Here is a 20,000-nt window from a genome sequence, read left to right on the forward strand (position 1 = left end):
ACAGGAGTCTGGACTTGACTAGATAATACTTTTAGAAATATTTAAATGAAAATAACATATAAAAAATGCATTTAATGGAGGGTATTACATTGAAATTAACAGTAGTAGGATTAGGTTATATTGGGTTACCAACGTCAATTATGTTTGCTAAACACGGTGTAGATGTATTAGGTGTAGATATTAATCAAAAAACAATTGATAGTTTACAAAATGGTAAAGTAAATATTGAAGAACCGGGTTTGCAAGAAGTTTTTGAAGAAGTACTAGAACAAGGAAAATTAAAAGTATCTACATCACCTGCTGAAGCAGATGCATTCATTATTTCAGTTCCAACACCTAATAATGATGATGAATATGAATCATGCGATATTTCTATCGTATTAAGTGCTGTAAATAGTGTATTACCATATTTGAAAAAAGGTAATACGATTATAGTGGAATCTACAATCGCTCCACGAACTATGGACGATCATGTTAAACCTTTAATCGAAGAAAAAGGGTTCACTATTGGGGAAGATATCTATTTAGTACACTGTCCAGAACGTGTATTACCTGGGAAAATATTAGAAGAATTAGTATATAACAACCGAATTATTGGTGGTGTAACATCTAATTGTGTTGAAGCTGGTAAACGTGTATATAGCACTTTTGTGAAAGGGGAAATGATAGAAACTAATGCACGTACTGCTGAAATGAGTAAACTAATGGAAAATACGTACCGTGACTTAAACATTGCACTAGCTAATGAAATTACTAAAATTAGTAATAACTTGAACATCAATGTATTAGACGTTATCGAAATGGCAAATAAGCATCCACGTGTAAACATTCATTCACCAGGACCTGGAGTTGGAGGGCATTGTTTAGCAGTAGATCCTTATTTCATTATTGCTAAAGATCCAGAACATTCACCGTTGATTCAAACTGGGCGTAAAGTAAATCGTTCAATGCCAGAATATGTTGTTAAAAATGTAAAACGTATTTTATCTGATGTTGAAAATGCTAAAGTAGCTGTATTTGGATTAACTTATAAAGGTGATGTAGATGATATACGTGAATCACCAGCATTTGATATTTATAAATTACTACAAGATGAGCAATTAGAAGTAACAGCTTATGATCCGCATGTAGAATTAGATTTTGTAGAAAAAGATATTAAAAAGGCTACAGATAATGCATCACTTGTTTTAATACTTAGCGATCATTCAGAATTTAAAACATTTGATGACAGTGATTTTGAAAATATGAAAAATAAAATCATTTTTGATACAAAGAATATTGTTAAATCTGAATTTGATGAAGTATCTTACTTTAACTACGGTAATCTTTATAAAACAAAGGATATTGAGTTAGAGAAATAAGTAAATTGGCATTAATCATATTCAATTAATAAGGGGTATAAAAATGAAGAAAATAATGACTATTTTTGGTACTCGTCCCGAAGCAATAAAGATGGCACCTTTAGTTAAAGAGCTACAGAAGAATGCACATTTAGAACCCGTAGTTGTCATTACGGCACAACATAGAGAGATGCTTGACAGTGTTCTAAATATATTTAATGTAAAACCAGATCATGATTTAAATATTATGAAAGCAAATCAAACTCTAGCGGAACTTACTTCTAGAATTACAACAAAATTAGATGCAGTTATAAAAGAAGAACAACCAGATATGGTACTTGTTCATGGTGATACAACGTCTACGTTTGTAGGTGGTCTTACTGCTTTTTATAATCAAACACCAATTGGACATGTTGAAGCAGGGCTAAGAACTTGGAATAAATATTCTCCATTCCCTGAAGAAATGAATCGAGTTATGGTTGGAAATATGGCCGATTTAAATTTTGCGCCAACTGATAAAGCCGCAGATAATTTAAGAGAAGAAAATAAATCAGAGAATAGTATTGCAATAACAGGAAATACGGCGATTGATGCTATGAAAACAACAATAAAAGAAGACTACCATTCTAAAATACTTGAAAGACACAAAGATAAAAAAATCATTTTGTTAACTGCGCATAGAAGAGAAAACATTGGAGAACCGATGCACAATATTTTTAAAGCAGTTAAACAAATAGTGGATGAGTATGAAGATATAGTAGTTATTTACCCAATGCACAAAAATCCAAAAGTAAGAGAAATTGCTAATCAGTACTTGGAGAATAATCAGAGAATAGAATTGATTGAGCCACTCGATGTAATAGATTTCCATAACTTTGCAAATCAATCTCATTTAATTCTTACGGATTCAGGTGGTGTACAAGAAGAAGCACCATCTTTAGGTAAACCAGTATTAGTTTTAAGAGATACAACGGAGAGACCTGAAGGTGTAAGTGCAGGTACATTAAAAGTAGTAGGTACAACATACGAATCAATATTTAATGAAACGAAAACACTATTAGATGATCATGATGAATATGTGAAAATGAGTAAAGCTAGTAACCCTTACGGTGATGGCGAAGCTTCAAGACGTATTTGTGAAAATATAGAATATTATTTTGGTATCCGAGGAGAAAAGCCAGAATCATTTAAAGTTGATGTCTAATAATTATTCAAATTGCATCTCAGAAGTTGAAAATTAAATCAGCTTAAATTGAGGTGCTTTTTGAGTATATATAGTTGAAAATATAATAGGAGATATAGAATGAAAAAAAGAAAATCAAAGTTATTTAAAATTCTTTTAACTATTTTCATCGTATTACTTATCCTAGCTATAGTTGCTGGAATATATATATTCACTAAGATACATTCTCTTAGTGATAATATTACTACTCCTCTAGGTAGGGATAAATCAGAACTTAGAGATAAGCCTACTAAAGATGGAGATCCTATGACGGTTGTTTTATACGGGATTGATGATGATTCTCAAAGAGAGCAGCAGAGTATGGGTCAGCGTAGCGATTCAATTGTACTAATGTCTATTAATCCTAAAGATAAAAAAACTGTGATGGTAAGTGTGCCCCGTGATACACGTGCTAAAATTGTAGGTCATGGAACTACTGAAAAAATAAATCATGCTTATGCATACGGCGGTCCTAAAATGGCTGTTAATTCATTAGAAAACTTGATGGATGTACCAGTTGATCATTATATTTCTATTGATATGGATGGTGTAACAACAGTTGTAGATGAACTTGGTGGTGTTACTGTAACTAGTAATGCTAGCTTTACTACTAATACAACAAATGGAACTTATAGTTTTAAACAGGGACAATCGTACAAAATGGACGGTAAAGAAGCCTTAGCATACATGCGTAGTCGTAAGGAAGAAGGTGCTGGCGGAGATGAAGGTCGTCAATTACGTCAACAACAAGTGATTACTGCAGTTGCAAGAGAAGCATTCTCTGTTAATTCAGTAACAAAATTGAATGGTATTTTTAAAGCTGCTCAAGATAACTTGAAAACGGACTTAAGTTTCGTGCAGTTAAATCGCTTCAAATCTGATTATGACAAAGCACAAGACAATGTTGAACGTTTAACAATCAATGGTCAAAATGCGCTTGGCGATGACAATTTGTATTACTTCTATCCTGATAAAAATAGCTTAAATGAAGTAAAACAGAAATTAAAAGAAAACTTAAATCTTAATTAAATGAAAGCACTTTGTCGATGACTTTAATCATTGGCAAAGTGCTTTTTTAATCACTATGATCACTTCATATATTTTCAGATACATATCATACAAAAGACAAATAACTACTTTTCAACTAAGTGATCATGTTTATTTCTTATTAATTTTGATTTGAAGTGACATCATCGCTAAAGAAATCAAAGATGTTTTTAGCGTTGTCTGTATTATCGATATTGCCACGGAATTTTTCTGAACCTGGACCTTGTGCATAAATGTCTACATCTTCACCGGTATGGCCGTAAGTTGTCCAACCTGTATGTGATGCTTCGTTGATTGGTTTTTGAATCGCGTCTTGTAATGTCGTTGTTGCTTTTGCTACGTTTTCATCGTCGTCGCTTTTCGCTTTGTCTTGTGCGTCTTTAAGTGCTTTAGTCGCATCTTTCACTTTATCCATTTGTTTAGAAGGGAATTCAATGCCGTAGCCTTCGTTGATTACTTTTTCAGGGTCTTTACCGTCTACAATTTGCTTCGTCATGTATGAACCAGAATGTTTCATATTACGAATGGCTTCAGGTTTCCATACATATTCATCGCCTGAGCCCATTGATAAACCACCAGTAGCATGGTCGGCTGTTGCAACGACTAATGTATCTTTATGGTTTTCAGCGTATTCCATTGCTTTTTGGAATGATTGATCGAAGCTCGACATTTCAGACATAACGCCTGTGATATCGTTTGGATGTGCGGCTTTATCGATTGATGCACCTTCAACCATTAAGAAGAATCCATTTTCATTTTTCTCTAATTTGTCTAATGCTGCGTCTTGCATATCAGCTAATTTTGGTTCATCAGCTGATGCGTCAATTTGTAATGGCATATCTTTTTCAGAGAATAAACCTAAGACTTGATCACTTTGTGAATTTGCAAGTTCATCTTTGTTTGTAACGTAATCATAACCGTCTTTTTGGAATTTATCTGTTAGGTTACCATTGTCTTTACCGAAGTATTTAGCGCCGCCACCTAATAAGACGTCGACTTTATGTTGACCATTGATTTTATCATTATAGAATTGTTGTGCGATTTCATCTTTCTTACCGCGATCGTCAACGTGTGCGGCATAAACGGCAGGTGTTGCATCAGTAATTTCAGCTGTTGACACTAAGCCAGTTGCTTTGCCGTTTTCTTTAGCTTGTTCTAACACGGTTTTTAATTTGTTTTTGTTTGTGTCTACACCGATTGCACCGTTATATGATTTATGTCCAGTACTTAATGCTGTACCGGCAGCTGCTGAGTCTGTGATGTTTTCTTTTTCATCATCGTTATGTGTTTGGTGTGCACCTGTTAAGTATTTGTCGAATGATGTTTTTTCAACTTCTTTAGTATCAGGATTATCTGCAAAGTGACGGTATGCAGAAGTGTGTGATTTACCCATACCATCGCCGACCATGAAGATAACGTTTTTAGGATTCTTCGTATTACCTATTGCCATGTAATCTTCATCTTGTCCTTGTTGGCCTTGATTACCTTCACCAGAACCTGATGCAAATGACACGTGTGTCGTCCCTAACACGGATGCAGCTAAGATTGAACTCGCTAGCGTTGTCTTACCAAATTTGTTGATGAAACTCATTTTAAAAAAAGCCCCCTAATATGTATAGTGTGTAGTTGTTACACTCTTTATATTAAGAAATTTTATTTGATTTTCAGTTAGTATAAAGTTATTTTTAAGTTAAGTAATTGTAAACAATTATTAATGTATAGAATTTATTTTATATTTAGTTTTATCAAATATTGCAAGCTTTATACTTTTACATTGTTCATTAATAAGCTATAATACATATAAATAAAATAGTTTGTCTTATTAAGAGTGAGTGGAGGGAATTGGCCCTATGAAGCTCCAGCAACTGCGTTTGACGTGAGGTGCTAAATCCAACAGGGATTCCTGAAAGATAAGAAGATGTCCGTGAGCGCTTCTTATTTAAGGAGGGCTATTTTATTTACCCAAATTTATGAAAAGGTGGTAAAACATATGGCAACATTGCAAGAACTATTTGAACAATTAGATTATTGGAAGCAGTATTCACCAAAGCGTTATGGTGGAAGTATGATGAAAGTGGCTAAGATAGGAGAAACTAAAACGCAAATATACAATAGTGTTTCTATTGAGGATATTAGAACGTACATCTTAAATAAAAAGTAATAATGGATGTTCATCGGCATAAATAATTAGACGTTATAGTATAAGAAGCGGTACGTTGAAATCGTCATGATTTTGGTATCGCTTCTGTTTTATGATGTTCATTTTATAAGTAAAGTTGTAAAATGAAGACGAAGACGATGTAGCTATCGAATATAAGAAATAGAGGTGTTCAATCGATGATATTAATTATGTTATCACCACTACTTATCATTGGATTTATCGCATTATCAATCATGGAAGAACGTAAGCGTAAAAAGCGAACTGAACATAAAGATGTAGAATTAGAAAAGGAAAAGAACAAAATTTCAAATCCTGACTATGATGATAATGATAAAGCATAAAATTAAACGTGTAATGAAAGGTGAGCAATATGAAAGTATTAATCGTGGAAGATGACTTTGTCATTGCGGAAAGTTTAGAGCAAGCGTTAGCGCAGTGGCATTACGATGTCATTGTGGCCAAACAATTTGATAATATTCTTGACGAGTTTCAAACACATCAACCACAACTTGTGTTGCTCGATATCAATTTACCAACATATAATGGTTATCATTGGTGTCAAGAAATTCGTAAGACATCTAATGTGCCAATCATGTTTATTAGTTCAAGAACGGATAATATGGATCAAATTATGGCAATCCAAATGGGTGGCGATGATTTTATCGAGAAACCATTTAATCTATCATTGACTGTGACTAAGATTCAAGCATTACTACGTAGAACGTATGATTTAGCAGTCTCTAATAATGAAGTTACGGTTAAAGATTGCAAGCTTGTTGTGGACGAAGCAACGCTTTACCATAATGATGAATCCGTTCAATTATCCTTTACCGAATTACAAATTTTGAATATGCTGTTTCGTAATGAAGGTAAGTATGTCAGTCGTACAGCTTTAATTGAAAAGTGTTGGGAATCTGAGAATTTTATCGATGACAATACGTTAGCAGTGAATATGACGCGTTTACGTAAGAAATTACAATCAATCGGTATTGTAGATTTAATTGAAACGAAGAAGAATGTTGGATATAAGGTGTCGTAATGATGGTGAAAGCATTTTTAAAATCGATTTTAAATGAAATCATTATTGTCGTGATGTTTCTGCTATTGTTTTTACTTATCTTCTTTCTCTTTAATTTGCCACTGAGTGCCTATGTATTGGGTGCAGGAATTATACTGTTTATCATGGTTATCTACTGGTTAGTACAGTTAAGTGGCTTTAAAGCGGAAATTAAGAAGGAAGATTTGATTCATGATCTTGAATATGAACTGCAACACGTTAAGAGTAATCAAACTGCGTATCAAGAGAGTGTGGAGAACTACTTCTTAACTTGGGTGCATCAGATGAAGACGCCTATTACAGCATCTAAATTATTATTAGAACGCAACGAAGAGAATGTGGTCAATCGTGTACGCCAAGAAATTATTCAAATTGATAATTATACAAGCTTAGCCTTAAGTTATTTGAAACTAATGAACCAGGAAACGGACATGTCCTTTTCAAAGGTATCCATTAATGATTTAGTGCGGCCATTAATTATGAAATATTCGATTCAATTTATTGACCAGAAGACTAAGATTCATTATGAACGGTGCGAAGATGAGGTGCTTACGGATGCACAATGGTGTTCAATCATGATTGAACAACTATTAAATAATGCGTTGAAGTATGCTCGAGGTAAGGATATTTGGATTACGTTTGATCAACAACAGCGCGTCTTGACCATTCGTGATAATGGTATCGGCATTAGTCGAGCGGACTTACCGAAGATCTTTGATAAGGGCTATTCAGGTTATAACGGTCGGTTGAATGACAAATCATCTGGTATCGGCTTGTTTATCGTTAAACATATAGCGCGACATTTACATCATCACGTAGATGTTCAGTCTGAACTTAATCAAGGTACCGCATTTAGTATTTATTTCCCGAAAAATAATTAAACTTTCAATATTGTAAGCTAGCCAACAACATTTGTAAGAAATTATCAATGTTGTTGGTCTTTTTTTGTTTTATGATAGAGATAACAATCAAGCACTTGAAGTAGTCTTAGCACAATGTATAGGATGCCATCTTGAATAAGACTACTTTAGATAACAGAACTTTTAAGAAAGTGAGGGTACGACGATGTTATTAGACGTTAAGAATGTAAAGAAAACGTTTGGTAGAGGACTGAATGCGACGACAGCGCTCAATGGCATTTCGTTCACCGTTAATAAGGGTGAGTTTGTAGCGATTATGGGTGAATCGGGTTCAGGTAAATCTACGTTACTAAACTTAATTGCCACGTTTGATAAAGTGTCTGAGGGTCAGATCACAATTAATAATCAAGATATTCGCAAGTTACGTAATAAACAAATTGCACATTTCCGTCGTGATAACCTTGGTTTCGTCTTTCAAGATTTCAACGTGCTGCCAACGATGACCAATCAAGATAATATGTTAATGCCCCTCGTTCTTGCGAATCGTTCGCATAAAGTGATGGCGGAGCGGATTAAATCGTTGAGCGCAAAGCTAGGTGTTGAGACATTGCTTAATAAATATCCGTATCAAATTTCGGGTGGTGAACAACAACGTATTGCGATTGGTCGTGCCTTAATCAATGAACCGGATTTATTACTTGCAGATGAGCCAACGGGTGCGCTCGATTCAAAGACATCTAAACAAATTATGACGTTGTTTCGAGATATTAATGATCATGCACAAACGATACTCATGGTCACTCATTCAACCATTGATGCCGCTTATGCGCAACGCGTATTGTTTATTAAAGATGGCCGTTTGTATCATGAAATCTATCGAGGAGAGGAATCGCAACAAGCATTTCAGAAACGTATCGCTGATAGTTTGGCCATTTTAAATGAAAGAGGGGACTAATATGACCATACACTTGTTATGGAAGATGATTGCTCAGAATTTCAAAATGCAGCGACATGTCATTATGCCCTTCATACTCGCACTGGGTATCATGTTCGCAGCTGAATTTATTCTACTGTCACTTAATATGAATACATATGTGCAACAACGTAGTCAGCTATTGCCGATATTTATTGGCATTGGCAATTTCTTTATGAGTGTCTTGGGGTTCATATTTATCTTATATGCGAACCGCTTCATAATGAAACGTCGTCAGCAAGAACTTGCGATGAATATGATACTGGGCATGGAGAAGAAACATTTCCGATTGATTATGCTGATTGAAATGTTATATCAATATATCTTCATTGCACTTATCAGTATTATCGGAGGCTATCTCTTTGGTGTGTTAATCTTTATGCTGATGAATAAACTGATGCATCAAACGGGTATGTCAGTCATGGATTATCCGTTTAATGTGAAAGCGATGCTTATTACATTAGCCTTACTAGCTGCAGTGATGTTATTGCTATTCTTCATTAATAACGTGAAAATCATGTTCCAAAGTCCTATCAAATTAATTTCTCAACGTCAGAGGTCTGAAAGAAAACTACCACAATTTGTGTTGTATAGCTTGCTCGTTATTGGCATCATTACGTTATTTAACAGTTATCATATTGCCCTTTCTAATCAAATGGTCTTGCGCTCGCTATATAATTTGTTCGGTGCCATTGGATTGGTCATGATTGGGACGTACTGTTTATATTTGTCGTTGGGTATTTTACTGTTGGATTGGTTAAAGCGCATTCCAAGTTTGTATTATAATCCGAAATATTTCTTTACGATTTCAGGTTTACAGTCTAGGATGAATTCGAATGCCATTGGACTCGCGAGCATTACGATGTTATGTACCTTTTTAATTGTCACTGTTGGTATGACGATTTCAACGTATCGTGGCATATCGAATCAAGTGGATGTCATTATCTCAGATCAATATAGAGTTTCAATCAATGGTAATATTCATAATAATCCGAAGACGCAGGAGAAGGTGCGTCATTTAGAACGTGATATTAAAGCACATGCTAAAGTTGATTTCTTTAAAAAGAATGCAGTCTCACTCATTGCAGTGGATTATCAGCAACCAGGCCTATTTAAACACCGTAATAATAAAGATTATAGTTTGACGATTAATGGTACCTATCTCGTGATTATGACGCAGCATGATTATAATACGCTAAACACGCAGAAAGTGAAGTTGAAACAAGACGAGTTAGGATTTGAAAGTTTAAATCAGCCTTTTAAAAAATTAAGCACGGCAACAATGATGGGTGATCGCTTCAAGATTAAACACATCAATGGTCATAATTATTCATATCCAGTTCCTGGTGCATTAACAGTGATTACGCCAGACAATAAGACATACCAACAATTAACTAATTATTATGTTAATGCTGATAAGAACGATCATCATGGCACGAATAGTGTCCAGAATACGTTTCTGCATTTTAATATTATGACGAAACAGACTGCAGACTTTGATCGCATAAAGCATACGCTCATGAAACGTTATGATGTGTATATTGATAATAAAAAAGATGTAGCGGCTACTTTGTATGAAATCAATGGTGGGCTTATCTTTATTGGAACGGTAGTGTCTATCATTCTATTCATAGGCACATTCTTAATGATGTATTATAAAAATGTTGCAGAAGGTTATGAGGATCGTAAAAATTATCAAATTATGCAGCAAGTGGGTATTGATAAAGCGCGTATTAAAGCTACCATTAATAAACAAATTATCTGGATATTTGCATTACCGATTATTGTGGCAACGATGCATGTGATCTTTGCCTCCAAGATCATATTTAATGTTTTAGGCATTCTCAATGTGAACCGCATTGGTGTGTTTGTGACCAGTTATGTCGGCGTCATCATATCGATTGTTGTGATTTACGCCTTAATGTATTGGATTACCTCACGCATTTACTACATGATTGTTAATCGATACCATTAAATATTTGCGTTAGAAATTTGTTATACTTTTTGGAAAATAAGTGTAACCTAGTTCACGCAAGGGTATAGAACAAAAAAAGGAGGCGTAAAAATGGCTAATCAAACAAACGATTATACATCGCATCAAACGCAAAACAACAAAATTAAACGCACAGTAGAACATATTCTTACTTGGATAGGGGTTGCATTACAAGCGTTAATTGCAATCATGTTCTTAGTTCTTAAACCATTAATGAGCAATGATAGTTTCAAAGATCAAATGATTAGAGACTCTCAAAATCAAGGTAATACACTCTCTGCATCTGAAATGAACCAAGGTTTCGATGCCTTAGGTAGTTTCTTCAGTTTCTTAACTTGGGGTGCCGTGATTACATTAGTATTAGCAATCATCGGTGGTATTCTTATTAGTAAGAAACCTAAAATCGCAGGTATCTTATTAATTATTGCAGCGCTAGTTGCCATTATGTCTAACTGGATTAGTGCTATCCTTTGGATTGTAGCAGGTATCATGTTATTAGTAAGAAAAGGTAAGAAGAATGACACTTATGACAATGGTTACTACGACAACAACAACCGTAACCATGACTATGATAACCGTCATGACGATAAAGCAGTTAACGCTAAAAATAATGCCTTTATCTTAGATGAAGAAGATAAAGCTAAAGAACAAAGCGCAATTAAAGAACACTATTCAAATGATGATGTGCATCATGATAGTCAGCAACATTCTAATGAGGATGTGCACAATGGTAGCCATCAACATTTAAATCATAGTGATGATAACAATCGTTACGTCAATACGCGTCATGATTCTGAACACAATGTGGACCATGACCGAGATCAACATAACAACCATACGCAATATGGTTCTCGTAGCGATAGATATCAAGATGAAGCGCAAAAGGATGTAAGTGATTTTGAACAATCACAACACAATCAGAAAGATCAAGATTTTGTACGTGAAGAAGCGGACAAATTGAAAGATAAAAAAGATAACGATCCTTACAAATATTAATATTGAATACGTTGATGAATGACTAGGTTTGAAAAAACTGTTTTGAGCGCATTTTCAAATCAGTCAGTTATAAATTAAGCTGAGACACCATAGAGTGTCTCAGCTTTTTTATGAAAAAAATAAGTCGGCGACGCTCCTAAGTTAGCATCACCGACGTTACGTTAATTTCTATTATATGGATAAATGAATTGGATAAATAAAATGAATTTTCTACAATGCTACTAGTCTGAGTTTCTCTCAGACACGACCTACATCACTATGGTACACACGCTACAATAATCAAGTTGTCTGGCAGTCACCTCTATTACGCTGTTTAAAGTAAAAAATACGCAACCTTCACACATAGGAAAGTCACGTAAATAATAGATGTCAGCTTATATGAAATAAGGCATAGTTATCTAAACCTTAAATATGATCTACAATTCCGTCCACACTTTCCTACGCTAGTACGACCTAGTTCAGGTTCAAAGGGTTTGGAGTCATACTCCATCTCAGTTTAAAACACCCCTAGTGCATATATTTATACTATATATCTAATTTAGTAGTTTTAAATCTAGAAGTCAAGGCTATACAATGATGCGTTGTGATTATAGCGTGATAAAGGGAGTGGGATAGAATTCTTTTAAATTCATCTTCCCTCTCCCAACTTGCTTTGCTTGTAGAATTTCTTTAGGAAATTCTCTTTGTTGGGGCCCCGCCCGCAAGGATGACTAGAACTGAGAAAAGCTTGATTTAAGTGCCTTCTCAGTTCAGTCAGCTACTGCGAATTTGCTAAATAGCATTATTATATTATTTATGTCCCAGTCTCCTAATTTTATTGTAAAAAGTATTGTTATTATCATAAAATGAACATTGCATCATTTTGATCATCGTGAAATAATCACTTTCCAAAATAAGACATCGTTAAACGAATACATCGTAAATGGAAGGAGGTTCAACATGACCTATACGATTGGGTTAGTGCCATCGCCTGGTGTGGCACATAAGCTAGTGGAACATGCGATACCTAAAATTAAACAGCAGTTGCATGAACGTATCGATGAAGTGGATGACTGGCACTTTGAGCGCAAAGTAGATTTGCTAATAGGATCTGCTGAAGATGTGCATGAAAGTATTGATAAAGCTGCTGAGTTGAAGGAAACATATCAATGGGATGTCGTCATCTGTATTACGGATTTACCAAGTATCTCCGGTAATAAAGTCGTGATTAGTGACTTTAATAGTGAGAAACGTGTGTCAATGCTCTCATTACCTGCGCTAGGTTGGATCGATTTAGAACGCAAGCTAGTGAAAAGTATGACAACGCTCGTCGAACAGTTATATCGCAATAACACGAAAGAACGTCCGAAAGTGCATCCGCTTATTCAGCCTAAAGCGGTTGACCCTAGAGAAGATGATAGTCCTAAGAGACGGTATATTAATCGGTTCTTAATATTAGGTTGGATTCAACTTATCTTAGGTTTGACACGCGCAAATGAGCCATGGAAGAACTTATTTAATTTCAAGAAGATTATTTCGGTTGCGTTTGCCACTGGGACTTACGTATCCATCTTCTCGATGCCATGGGAATTAAGTGTTCAATATTTAACCATCAGATTTATTGTCCTCATGATTATTTCTATATTAGGGATGGCTGGATGGCTATTATATGCGCATCAACTATTTGAAGAAAAGACGGCGAAATCACAACGTGTATATCGTTACACCTATAATGCAACGACATTACTGACTTTAGTCATGATTACATTGATGAATTATATTGTTTTATATGTATTACTTTCCATCAGTGTCTCATTATTCGTACCTGTGAGTTTATTTAATAATTGGACAAGTGCGAACCCTGACTTTACATTTGTGAATTATTTAAAATTATTATGGTTTGTATCCTCACTTGGGTTATTAGCCGGGGCAATGGGTTCCACTGTAGAGAATGAAGAGAAGATTCGTCGCATTACGTATTCGTATCGTCAGTATCATCGTTATAAAGAAGCGCAACAAGAAGAAAAAGAGAAAGAAGCACAACAATCACAAGACGTATCACATCGTGAAGTTGAACAGTCTTCATCAAACAATGAAAGCAATGATGATGAATCCTATGAAGGTAAGAAACAAGACCATAGAGAGGAGGATGACGCATGAACGAAGCGAAAACAATCGGTTTAGTTGTCGCACCGGGTGTGACAGAGAAACTTGCTGAAAGTTTAATGGACGATATTCCGAATATCCTGTCTCATCAGAATAACAACCAACACGAATGGAAAGTGGACCTTGTGGTTGATCCTCTGACTGGTTACGCTGAATCGGTAGGGAAAATTTTCAAAAAAATACAAGACTATCATGATCAGCGCCAATGGGATTATGTTGTAGCTATCACAGATTTACCCATGTTTCACAACGAGCGTGTGTTAGCATTGGATATCAACAAGAAGAACGGCGCGGCTGTATTCTCGTATCCTGCATTTGGTTGGCGTCCGGTTAAGCAACGTTTCAAGAATGCGATTATAGCAATTATTAATGAAGTGCATCATTCTGAAGCGGAAAACAGTGACTATGATAGCCATAATGAGGTCGCATACGCTGTTAACAAACAATTCCCATTTTCCAAAATTGAAAAAACTGAAGTGCGTCTAGATGAAACAGGCAATGATCATTTACGCTATTTATCTAACACACGGTCAATGGGAATGATTCGTCTAGTTAGTGGTATGACCTTTGCGAATAACCCACTTAACATGATGGCCAGTTTAAGTAATATTGTGGCCATTGCCTTCACTACAGGCGCATTTGGTTTAATATTTACTACTATGTGGCAGATGAGCATGGAATTCTCAATGTGGCGCCTCTTTGGTATCTCAGTGATTGCAGTGTTAGGTATGTTACTTTGGATTATGATGTCCCATGATTTGTGGGAGTCAGTAAAACAAAGTCGTAATCAACGCATTACATGGTTATATAATTTAACTACTGTGATGACACTATTTGTAGCGATTATTATTTATTATTTTATTCTCTACATGTTATTTTTAATTGCTGAACTGGTATTATTACCAGCTGATTTTCTAGGACAACAGGTTGGTTTGAAAGGGCCGGCTGGAATCGATTTATATCTTAGCATTCCATGGTTCGCAGCATCTATTTCGACTGTTGCAGGTGCTATTGGTGCTGGACTATTGAATGACCAATTAATTAAAGAAAGTACGTATGGTTACCGACAACAAATGCGATATGATGACAGAAATCAGAACGAGAATGATTAAATTGAAGTCGAGAAGCGCAATGCGTTTATCGGCTTTATTTTTTAGACACGATAAAAAAATGATAGAAAATCACTGTTGCTTACTTTAAAATGAACTATAACGTGGATGTCGACATAGATAAAAGACCTAATCTCACACCCAACATCTAGATTTAACAGCATGAAGTGAAAGAAGGTAATATCATGAGATTTTGTCCTAAGTGTGGTAACAAGCTGATAAACGAGCAACATTTTTGTAATAGATGTGGCTATGATTTACATCTATTTGAAGATATTTCAGAAAGCGTGCAATATGAACCGCCTACTCATAAAACAAGGATTTGGCCATTTGTATTAATTGGGTTGGTCGTTATTGGCATTATCGTCAGTTGTTGTTTTGCGTATTATCATTTCTTTTTAAAGGAAACAGAACAGCCAAAACAGACTGCGACTACGACGACGCATGTGAAGAAAGAGAAAGCGACAACGGATGAAGATAAAGTGTCTAACGATCCTGTTAAAGCTGAAAAGCAAAAAGCCAAACAAAGAGAAGATGAAAAGCACAAAGTGACAGATACGACGCAATTACAAGGCCCTCAAATTGATGTCATGAGTGAAGATTTCCATAGGTCATTTATGCAAAAGGATACAAGGGATGGTTATATGGGAATTAAACCAGGCATGACTAGAGCAGAAGTAGAGAAACGATATGGAAAAGGTACTTTAATGCCTCATATTGAGGGGTTTCATGAAGATTTTGTAAAGTATGGCAATATAGCCGTGGTATATAGTTTTCATACGCAATATAATACTGTAGCAAGGATTGCAGTTGCGCCCGATAACATTAGTGAGCAAGCATTTATAACAAGATATAACTCTTATGAAGATCATAATTTAGCTGGGCAATACGTATACGATAGTGTGAAAAATAATGGTTTTCAAATTATAGCCACTGCAGTAAATGGCAAAGTTGTCTTAATTGAATGTGCACCAGGTGAGTAAAGCGTATTAAAATTTTTGAAATAAAACCATTAATCCGATTTAATATGTTGGATTAATGGTTTTTATTTATCCAGTTGAACCCTCCCATAAGGTAACTGGCAATATATATTCTTGTTCTGTAGGTTCCGAATTTAGTCTTTTTTCTAAAATTTCAATTGCTTTGTCAGTAATCGCATCGATGGGTTGGATAATAGATGTAAGTTGAGGCATTAATGTTCTAATTAATTGCGTGCCATCATAGCCAATAATTTTTAAGTCCTCAGGAACACGTTTACCCATTGATAGTGCAAGTTGATAAATTTGTAAAGCATCCGTATCATTTGAAGCAAATATTGCTTCTACATCAGGATGTTCTTGGAAAATGGATTTAAAGATATTAAGCTTGCTAGAATAGTCTAAGCTGAAGTCTATTGTATAAGTTATTGGAGTAAGTTGATGTGATTGCATGGTATCTTCGTAAGCACTTTGTCTTAAATTTGCAGGTGTATTTACATCAATGGGACCATTCGTATGAATTATTTTAGATGCTCCATTTTTAATTAAACGTTTAGTTGCTAGCAAACCACCGTAGTAATTATCTGAACGAATATCAGGAATATCTTCGTTAACAATTCTATCAATTGCAACAATTGGTAAATTAACATTTTTATATTGATCAATGCCTATATTATGTGTACCAACGACTAATGCATCAATTTGATTAGAAAGTAACTGATTCATATAATGGGTCTCTTTTTCGGGATTATTCATGGAATTGCCAATAATAACATTATAACCTCGATTATATAATTTAGTTTCTAGTTCATTGATAAGTTCACCAAAAAAAGGATTCGATACAGTAGGGAAAAGCAATCCAATAATGTTGGTTTTTTGTTTAAATAGTTGACGAGCCGCTGAATTAGGTTGATAATTTAAATCTTTCATTGCCTTATAGACATTATCTTTAGTTTTTTGACTGATATAACCCCGATTGTTTAGAACTCGGGAAACAGTCGTTTTAGATACATTAGCTAACTTGGCAACATCCTCTAATTTTGGCTTCATATCTTTCACTCCAATTTCCAATAATATCATTAGTTATTATCTCTTAATTAAAATAATAATGCTAACTAAAAAGGAACAAGATTAAGATTCAAAGTAAAAAATGAATTTTTTCTTGTTCCTATTAAATAAATTAATTGCAATTCAAAGTATTTTGTTTTTAATTATTAAAATGAAATGGTATTATTTTTTAACTCATAAATGCTTGATTCTATTAGAATATTGTCATTACTAGAGACCCATACTTGTGGAGGTTCTTCACTATAATAGCGCTCAGTAAAAACAGATTCGCCATCATTAATGAAAATTTCAACTGAACTTGTATCTAAATATAATTGAAGATTTATGATGTCACTGTCTTTGATAATAGAATATCGATAATCACCTTTATCAAAGCGATAAAGACTAAATTTATGAGATAGGGCATCATAAGTTAAAGATATGAGTTGATTATTAGCGTTTTTGAATTCAATATTAAAATTTTTATTTGGACCTTTTAAATTGATTTCAGCATGGTACTTATCATTTAATAATAATCTTGGTTGATTAAGATTAAGTGAATTGTGAGTACCATCATTTATACGTAACATTGTTAATTCGCTAACTGGGCGCATATATAAATGATTATTCTTAAGATATAACTCTCTAGGTAATGTTAATGCTCCAGACCAACCGTCATGTTTTTCAGGCATTTCACTTTCCCACATAGCCATCCAACCAATAAGAATGCGTCGACCATCAGGTGCTTGCATTGTTTGAGGTGCATAGAAGTCATGGCCGTGGTCTAGTTCTTTAAATTCACCTCTTGTGAATTTATGGCTTTCATAATCAAGTTCACCAACAAAATAACCATTTTGGAATAAATTTAAATATTGCTCTTCTTCAGCATCCATACCTTGAGGAGAAAATAAGAATACATATTTACCATCAACTTCAAACAAATCAGGACATTCCCACATATATCCTTCAGTTTGTTTCCCTTTTGATTCATTGACAGGGCCTAAATATTCCCATTTTAGTAAATCCTCTGAACGATACATGATAATTCGACCGAGTTCATCTTTGTTTTGACTACCAACAATCATATAATAGCTATCACCGTGTTGCCATACTTTAGGATCTCGGAAATGATGTGTATTATCTTCAGGTGCTTGAGGAATAATAGCGTTTTTTTCATATTTAATAAAATGAACCCCATCATCACTATAAGCAAGATTTTGATTTTGCCAGAAGTGCTCTGGATCATTATCTCCATAATAATGATGTCCTGTATAAAAGAGGTATAATCTATCATTTTTCTCGATAGCTGTACCTGAAAAGCAACCGTTCTTATCTTCTTCGTCACCAGGAGTTAGTGCTATTGGAAGTGTTTCCCAATGGACTAAATCTTTACTTCTTGCATGTCCCCAATGCATAGGGCCCCACTCTGGCGCATATGGATAATGTTGATAAAAAATATGATAGTAGCCATTATAATAAGTAAAACCATTAGGGTCATTAATCCAACCTGATTTTGGCATTATGTGATAGCCTAAACGATAACGTGCGTTAGTTACTGTAATTGGTTCTTTATTCATTCTTTTCTTCCTTTCAATTATATTTGATTTTTTATAAAGGGATCACCATATACATATTCGTCATCTTTTCTTAAAGTGATGAAAGCAAAAATACCAGCCAGTAATACAATGAATGAGATAACAAAGAATGTCGGTTGATAACCGATATTATCTCTTAATATTCCAAGTGGACTTGACAAAATAACTTGCCCAATTTGAGCAGATACTTGATATCCAACCATGTAGATAGTAGCTGAGACTTTAGTGTCAAAATGTAGTGTTATGTAACGAAATATTGGTAAGACAAATAATGGTACTTCTAGGGCATGAAACATCTTAATAAATGAGATGCTTATTGGACCTTGAGCAATTCCACATAAACCTATTCTTAAAAACATTACGGATGCACCTAGTAATAAGGTTTTTCTGACGCCAATTTTTGACATAATGATTGGAACAATACCCATCATCAGTGCTTCAAAGAAAACTTGTACAGAATTTAATACACCGTACGTTTGTTGTCCTACACTAGGATTCTCAAATAGTTTAGTGTAAAATTCTGGAAACATTTGTTGGTCGAAAATTGTATAAAATGACCATGAAAAAGTAATGAAAATAACAATAATCCAAATGTCTTTCACTTTTAATAATGCCAACATACTTTTGATAGACGGAACAGATTCTTCTTCATTTTGTTCAATATTATGCTTGGCACGTTGCTCTGCATCAGTCTTCCAAAAAATTAAGACAAGTAGTAAAATGGCACCTAATATTGAACCTAGCCAAAAGTTTAAGTGAGGGTCAATGACAAAAGTAAATCCAGCAACTAATGCCATAACAGCATAACCAAATGAACCCCATGCTCTCGATTGACCATAATTAAAATTAAAAAATCGGCTAAATCTTTCTCCAACTGCTTCATAAGCACCAACGGCAGCCAAAAATCCACATGATAAGAAAATGGCACCAATAATCGCACCTAACCAAAAATTTGATTGAATAAGAGGCGCATAAATCCAAATGAAAAATGGTCCAACAAACGTTGAGAATAAAGAACAAAAAATTAATAGTGTTCTCTTGATTGCAAGTTTATCTTGGGTAACGCCATATACAAACATTAAAAGCAAAGTTACAAATGAATTTGCTGAGTAAATGGTACCTACTTGGCCACCAGTTAAGCCTAAACCATTATCTTTAGAAGTTAACCATATCTGGAAAAATGACCACCATATACTCCAAGATGCGAAGAATAACATAAAGATTAATGACGTTTGTAAATAAGATTTGTTTTTAAAAGGACTAATTAAATGTGACATATTCATAATATCTCTCCTCAATATTTGAAAACGCTTTCTTAAATTTAATTAAAGTTTATATTCAATATCCTTTTATGTCAACCGGTTGTCATAAAGTGTTTAAATTTTATTTAACACATTTTAATTTCTCTCCAGTACCTTGACTTTATAGCCGAAACTCGTTAAAGTAGTAACATATTATTCTGACAATTCTGATAGGTA

Annotated in this window: 17 protein-coding genes and 2 riboswitches; of the genes, 13 read left to right on the forward strand and 4 right to left on the reverse strand. The window is 34.5% G+C overall.

What is annotated here, in order from left to right:
- The first annotated feature begins 89 nt into the window (after positions 1-89).
- The 3 genes from KA878_RS06935 (at position 90) to KA878_RS06945 (ending at position 3,591) form a co-directional block, all read left to right on the forward strand.
- Positions 90-1,361 (forward strand): nucleotide sugar dehydrogenase, encoded by a 1,272-nt coding sequence (locus KA878_RS06935; RefSeq protein ID WP_193838873.1) that lies wholly within the window; start codon positions 90-92, stop codon positions 1,359-1,361.
- Between the two features lie 43 nt (positions 1,362-1,404).
- Positions 1,405-2,544: a non-hydrolyzing UDP-N-acetylglucosamine 2-epimerase gene (gene wecB / locus KA878_RS06940; RefSeq protein WP_193838874.1), complete on the forward strand. Its 1,140-nt coding sequence runs from the start codon at positions 1,405-1,407 to the stop codon at positions 2,542-2,544.
- Positions 2,545-2,643: 99 nt separating this feature from the next.
- On the forward strand, positions 2,644-3,591 hold the full coding sequence (locus KA878_RS06945) for an LCP family glycopolymer transferase (protein WP_193838875.1): 948 nt from the start codon (positions 2,644-2,646) through the stop codon (positions 3,589-3,591).
- A 139-nt stretch (positions 3,592-3,730) separates the two neighbouring features.
- Here the strand turns inward: KA878_RS06945 and KA878_RS06950 are convergent, their stop codons facing one another.
- The gene (locus KA878_RS06950) at positions 3,731-5,200 is read right to left on the reverse strand and encodes an alkaline phosphatase (RefSeq protein WP_193838876.1); all 1,470 of its coding nucleotides are present in this window, start codon (positions 5,198-5,200) and stop codon (positions 3,731-3,733) included.
- Between the two features lie 225 nt (positions 5,201-5,425).
- A riboswitch (SAM riboswitch) is annotated at positions 5,426-5,526 on the forward strand.
- 73 nt (positions 5,527-5,599) lie between these two features.
- On the opposite strand from KA878_RS06950, the gene KA878_RS06955 reads away from it, so the two are divergent.
- From KA878_RS06955 to KA878_RS07000, 10 genes are all read left to right on the forward strand, one after another.
- Positions 5,600-5,770, forward strand: coding sequence for a hypothetical protein (locus tag KA878_RS06955; RefSeq protein WP_178377494.1), 171 nt, complete (start codon positions 5,600-5,602; stop codon positions 5,768-5,770).
- A gap of 176 nt (positions 5,771-5,946) precedes the next feature.
- Positions 5,947-6,111: a hypothetical protein gene (locus KA878_RS06960; protein ID WP_178377493.1), complete on the forward strand. Its 165-nt coding sequence runs from the start codon at positions 5,947-5,949 to the stop codon at positions 6,109-6,111.
- Positions 6,112-6,140: 29 nt separating this feature from the next.
- Positions 6,141-6,809 (forward strand): response regulator transcription factor, encoded by a 669-nt coding sequence (locus KA878_RS06965; protein ID WP_070855216.1) that lies wholly within the window; start codon positions 6,141-6,143, stop codon positions 6,807-6,809.
- Positions 6,810-6,811: 2 nt separating this feature from the next.
- Entirely contained in the window at positions 6,812-7,708 is an 897-nt protein-coding gene (locus tag KA878_RS06970) for a sensor histidine kinase (protein WP_193838877.1), read from the forward strand.
- 184 nt (positions 7,709-7,892) lie between these two features.
- Positions 7,893-8,642 carry an ABC transporter ATP-binding protein gene (locus tag KA878_RS06975; protein ID WP_075109397.1) on the forward strand — a complete coding sequence of 250 codons (750 nt, stop codon included), beginning with the start codon at positions 7,893-7,895 and terminating at the stop codon, positions 8,640-8,642.
- Between the two features lies 1 nt (position 8,643).
- Positions 8,644-10,635 (forward strand): FtsX-like permease family protein, encoded by a 1,992-nt coding sequence (locus KA878_RS06980; RefSeq protein ID WP_193838878.1) that lies wholly within the window; start codon positions 8,644-8,646, stop codon positions 10,633-10,635.
- Between the two features lie 90 nt (positions 10,636-10,725).
- Positions 10,726-11,649 (forward strand): DUF4064 domain-containing protein, encoded by a 924-nt coding sequence (locus KA878_RS06985; protein WP_193838879.1) that lies wholly within the window; start codon positions 10,726-10,728, stop codon positions 11,647-11,649.
- Between the two features lie 418 nt (positions 11,650-12,067).
- Positions 12,068-12,168, reverse strand: a riboswitch (TPP riboswitch).
- 420 nt (positions 12,169-12,588) lie between these two features.
- Complete coding sequence (locus tag KA878_RS06990) at positions 12,589-13,788, forward strand: 5,10-methylene-tetrahydrofolate dehydrogenase (RefSeq protein WP_193838880.1); 1,200 nt, start codon at positions 12,589-12,591, stop codon at positions 13,786-13,788.
- Positions 13,785-14,906: a 5,10-methylene-tetrahydrofolate dehydrogenase gene (locus tag KA878_RS06995; RefSeq protein WP_193838881.1), complete on the forward strand. Its 1,122-nt coding sequence runs from the start codon at positions 13,785-13,787 to the stop codon at positions 14,904-14,906. The genes KA878_RS06990 and KA878_RS06995 overlap by 4 nt, the downstream gene beginning before the upstream one ends.
- 182 nt (positions 14,907-15,088) lie before the next feature.
- The gene (locus KA878_RS07000; protein WP_193838882.1) at positions 15,089-15,886 is read left to right on the forward strand and encodes a zinc-ribbon domain-containing protein; all 798 of its coding nucleotides are present in this window, start codon (positions 15,089-15,091) and stop codon (positions 15,884-15,886) included.
- 66 nt (positions 15,887-15,952) lie between these two features.
- Here KA878_RS07000 and KA878_RS07005 read toward each other — a convergent pair whose 3' ends face one another.
- The 3 genes from KA878_RS07005 to KA878_RS07015 form a co-directional block, all read right to left on the reverse strand.
- A complete protein-coding gene (locus KA878_RS07005; RefSeq protein WP_193838883.1) occupies positions 15,953-16,930 on the reverse strand; it encodes a LacI family DNA-binding transcriptional regulator in 978 nt (325 codons plus the stop codon).
- A gap of 164 nt (positions 16,931-17,094) precedes the next feature.
- Positions 17,095-18,504, reverse strand: a complete 1,410-nt coding sequence (locus KA878_RS07010) for a glycoside hydrolase family 32 protein (RefSeq protein WP_193838884.1) — start codon at positions 18,502-18,504, stop codon at positions 17,095-17,097.
- A 17-nt stretch (positions 18,505-18,521) separates the two neighbouring features.
- The gene (locus tag KA878_RS07015; protein ID WP_193838885.1) at positions 18,522-19,805 is read right to left on the reverse strand and encodes an MFS transporter; all 1,284 of its coding nucleotides are present in this window, start codon (positions 19,803-19,805) and stop codon (positions 18,522-18,524) included.
- Between the last annotated feature and the right edge of the window lie 195 nt (positions 19,806-20,000).

It is taken from the genome of Staphylococcus sp. GDY8P57P (assembly GCF_017892585.1).
Lineage (GTDB): Bacteria > Bacillota > Bacilli > Staphylococcales > Staphylococcaceae > Staphylococcus > Staphylococcus borealis.

Excerpts from the sequence above, each read along its gene's own strand:
- wecB (WP_193838874.1), top strand. The coding sequence starts at position 1,405 with ATGAAGAAAATAATGACTATTTTTGGTACTCGTCCCGAAGCAATAAAG.
- KA878_RS06945 (WP_193838875.1), top strand. The coding sequence starts at position 2,644 with ATGAAAAAAAGAAAATCAAAGTTATTTAAAATTCTTTTAACTATTTTC.
- KA878_RS06950 (WP_193838876.1), bottom strand. The coding sequence starts at position 5,200 with ATGAGTTTCATCAACAAATTTGGTAAGACAACGCTAGCGAGTTCAATC.
- KA878_RS06955 (WP_178377494.1), top strand. The coding sequence starts at position 5,600 with ATGGCAACATTGCAAGAACTATTTGAACAATTAGATTATTGGAAGCAG.
- KA878_RS06960 (WP_178377493.1), top strand. The coding sequence starts at position 5,947 with ATGATATTAATTATGTTATCACCACTACTTATCATTGGATTTATCGCA.
- KA878_RS06965 (WP_070855216.1), top strand. The coding sequence starts at position 6,141 with ATGAAAGTATTAATCGTGGAAGATGACTTTGTCATTGCGGAAAGTTTA.
- KA878_RS06970 (WP_193838877.1), top strand. The coding sequence starts at position 6,812 with ATGGTGAAAGCATTTTTAAAATCGATTTTAAATGAAATCATTATTGTC.
- KA878_RS06975 (WP_075109397.1), top strand. The coding sequence starts at position 7,893 with ATGTTATTAGACGTTAAGAATGTAAAGAAAACGTTTGGTAGAGGACTG.
- KA878_RS06980 (WP_193838878.1), top strand. The coding sequence starts at position 8,644 with ATGACCATACACTTGTTATGGAAGATGATTGCTCAGAATTTCAAAATG.
- KA878_RS06985 (WP_193838879.1), top strand. The coding sequence starts at position 10,726 with ATGGCTAATCAAACAAACGATTATACATCGCATCAAACGCAAAACAAC.
- KA878_RS06990 (WP_193838880.1), top strand. The coding sequence starts at position 12,589 with ATGACCTATACGATTGGGTTAGTGCCATCGCCTGGTGTGGCACATAAG.
- KA878_RS06995 (WP_193838881.1), top strand. The coding sequence starts at position 13,785 with ATGAACGAAGCGAAAACAATCGGTTTAGTTGTCGCACCGGGTGTGACA.
- KA878_RS07000 (WP_193838882.1), top strand. The coding sequence starts at position 15,089 with ATGAGATTTTGTCCTAAGTGTGGTAACAAGCTGATAAACGAGCAACAT.
- KA878_RS07005 (WP_193838883.1), bottom strand. The coding sequence starts at position 16,930 with ATGAAGCCAAAATTAGAGGATGTTGCCAAGTTAGCTAATGTATCTAAA.
- KA878_RS07010 (WP_193838884.1), bottom strand. The coding sequence starts at position 18,504 with ATGAATAAAGAACCAATTACAGTAACTAACGCACGTTATCGTTTAGGC.
- KA878_RS07015 (WP_193838885.1), bottom strand. The coding sequence starts at position 19,805 with ATGAATATGTCACATTTAATTAGTCCTTTTAAAAACAAATCTTATTTA.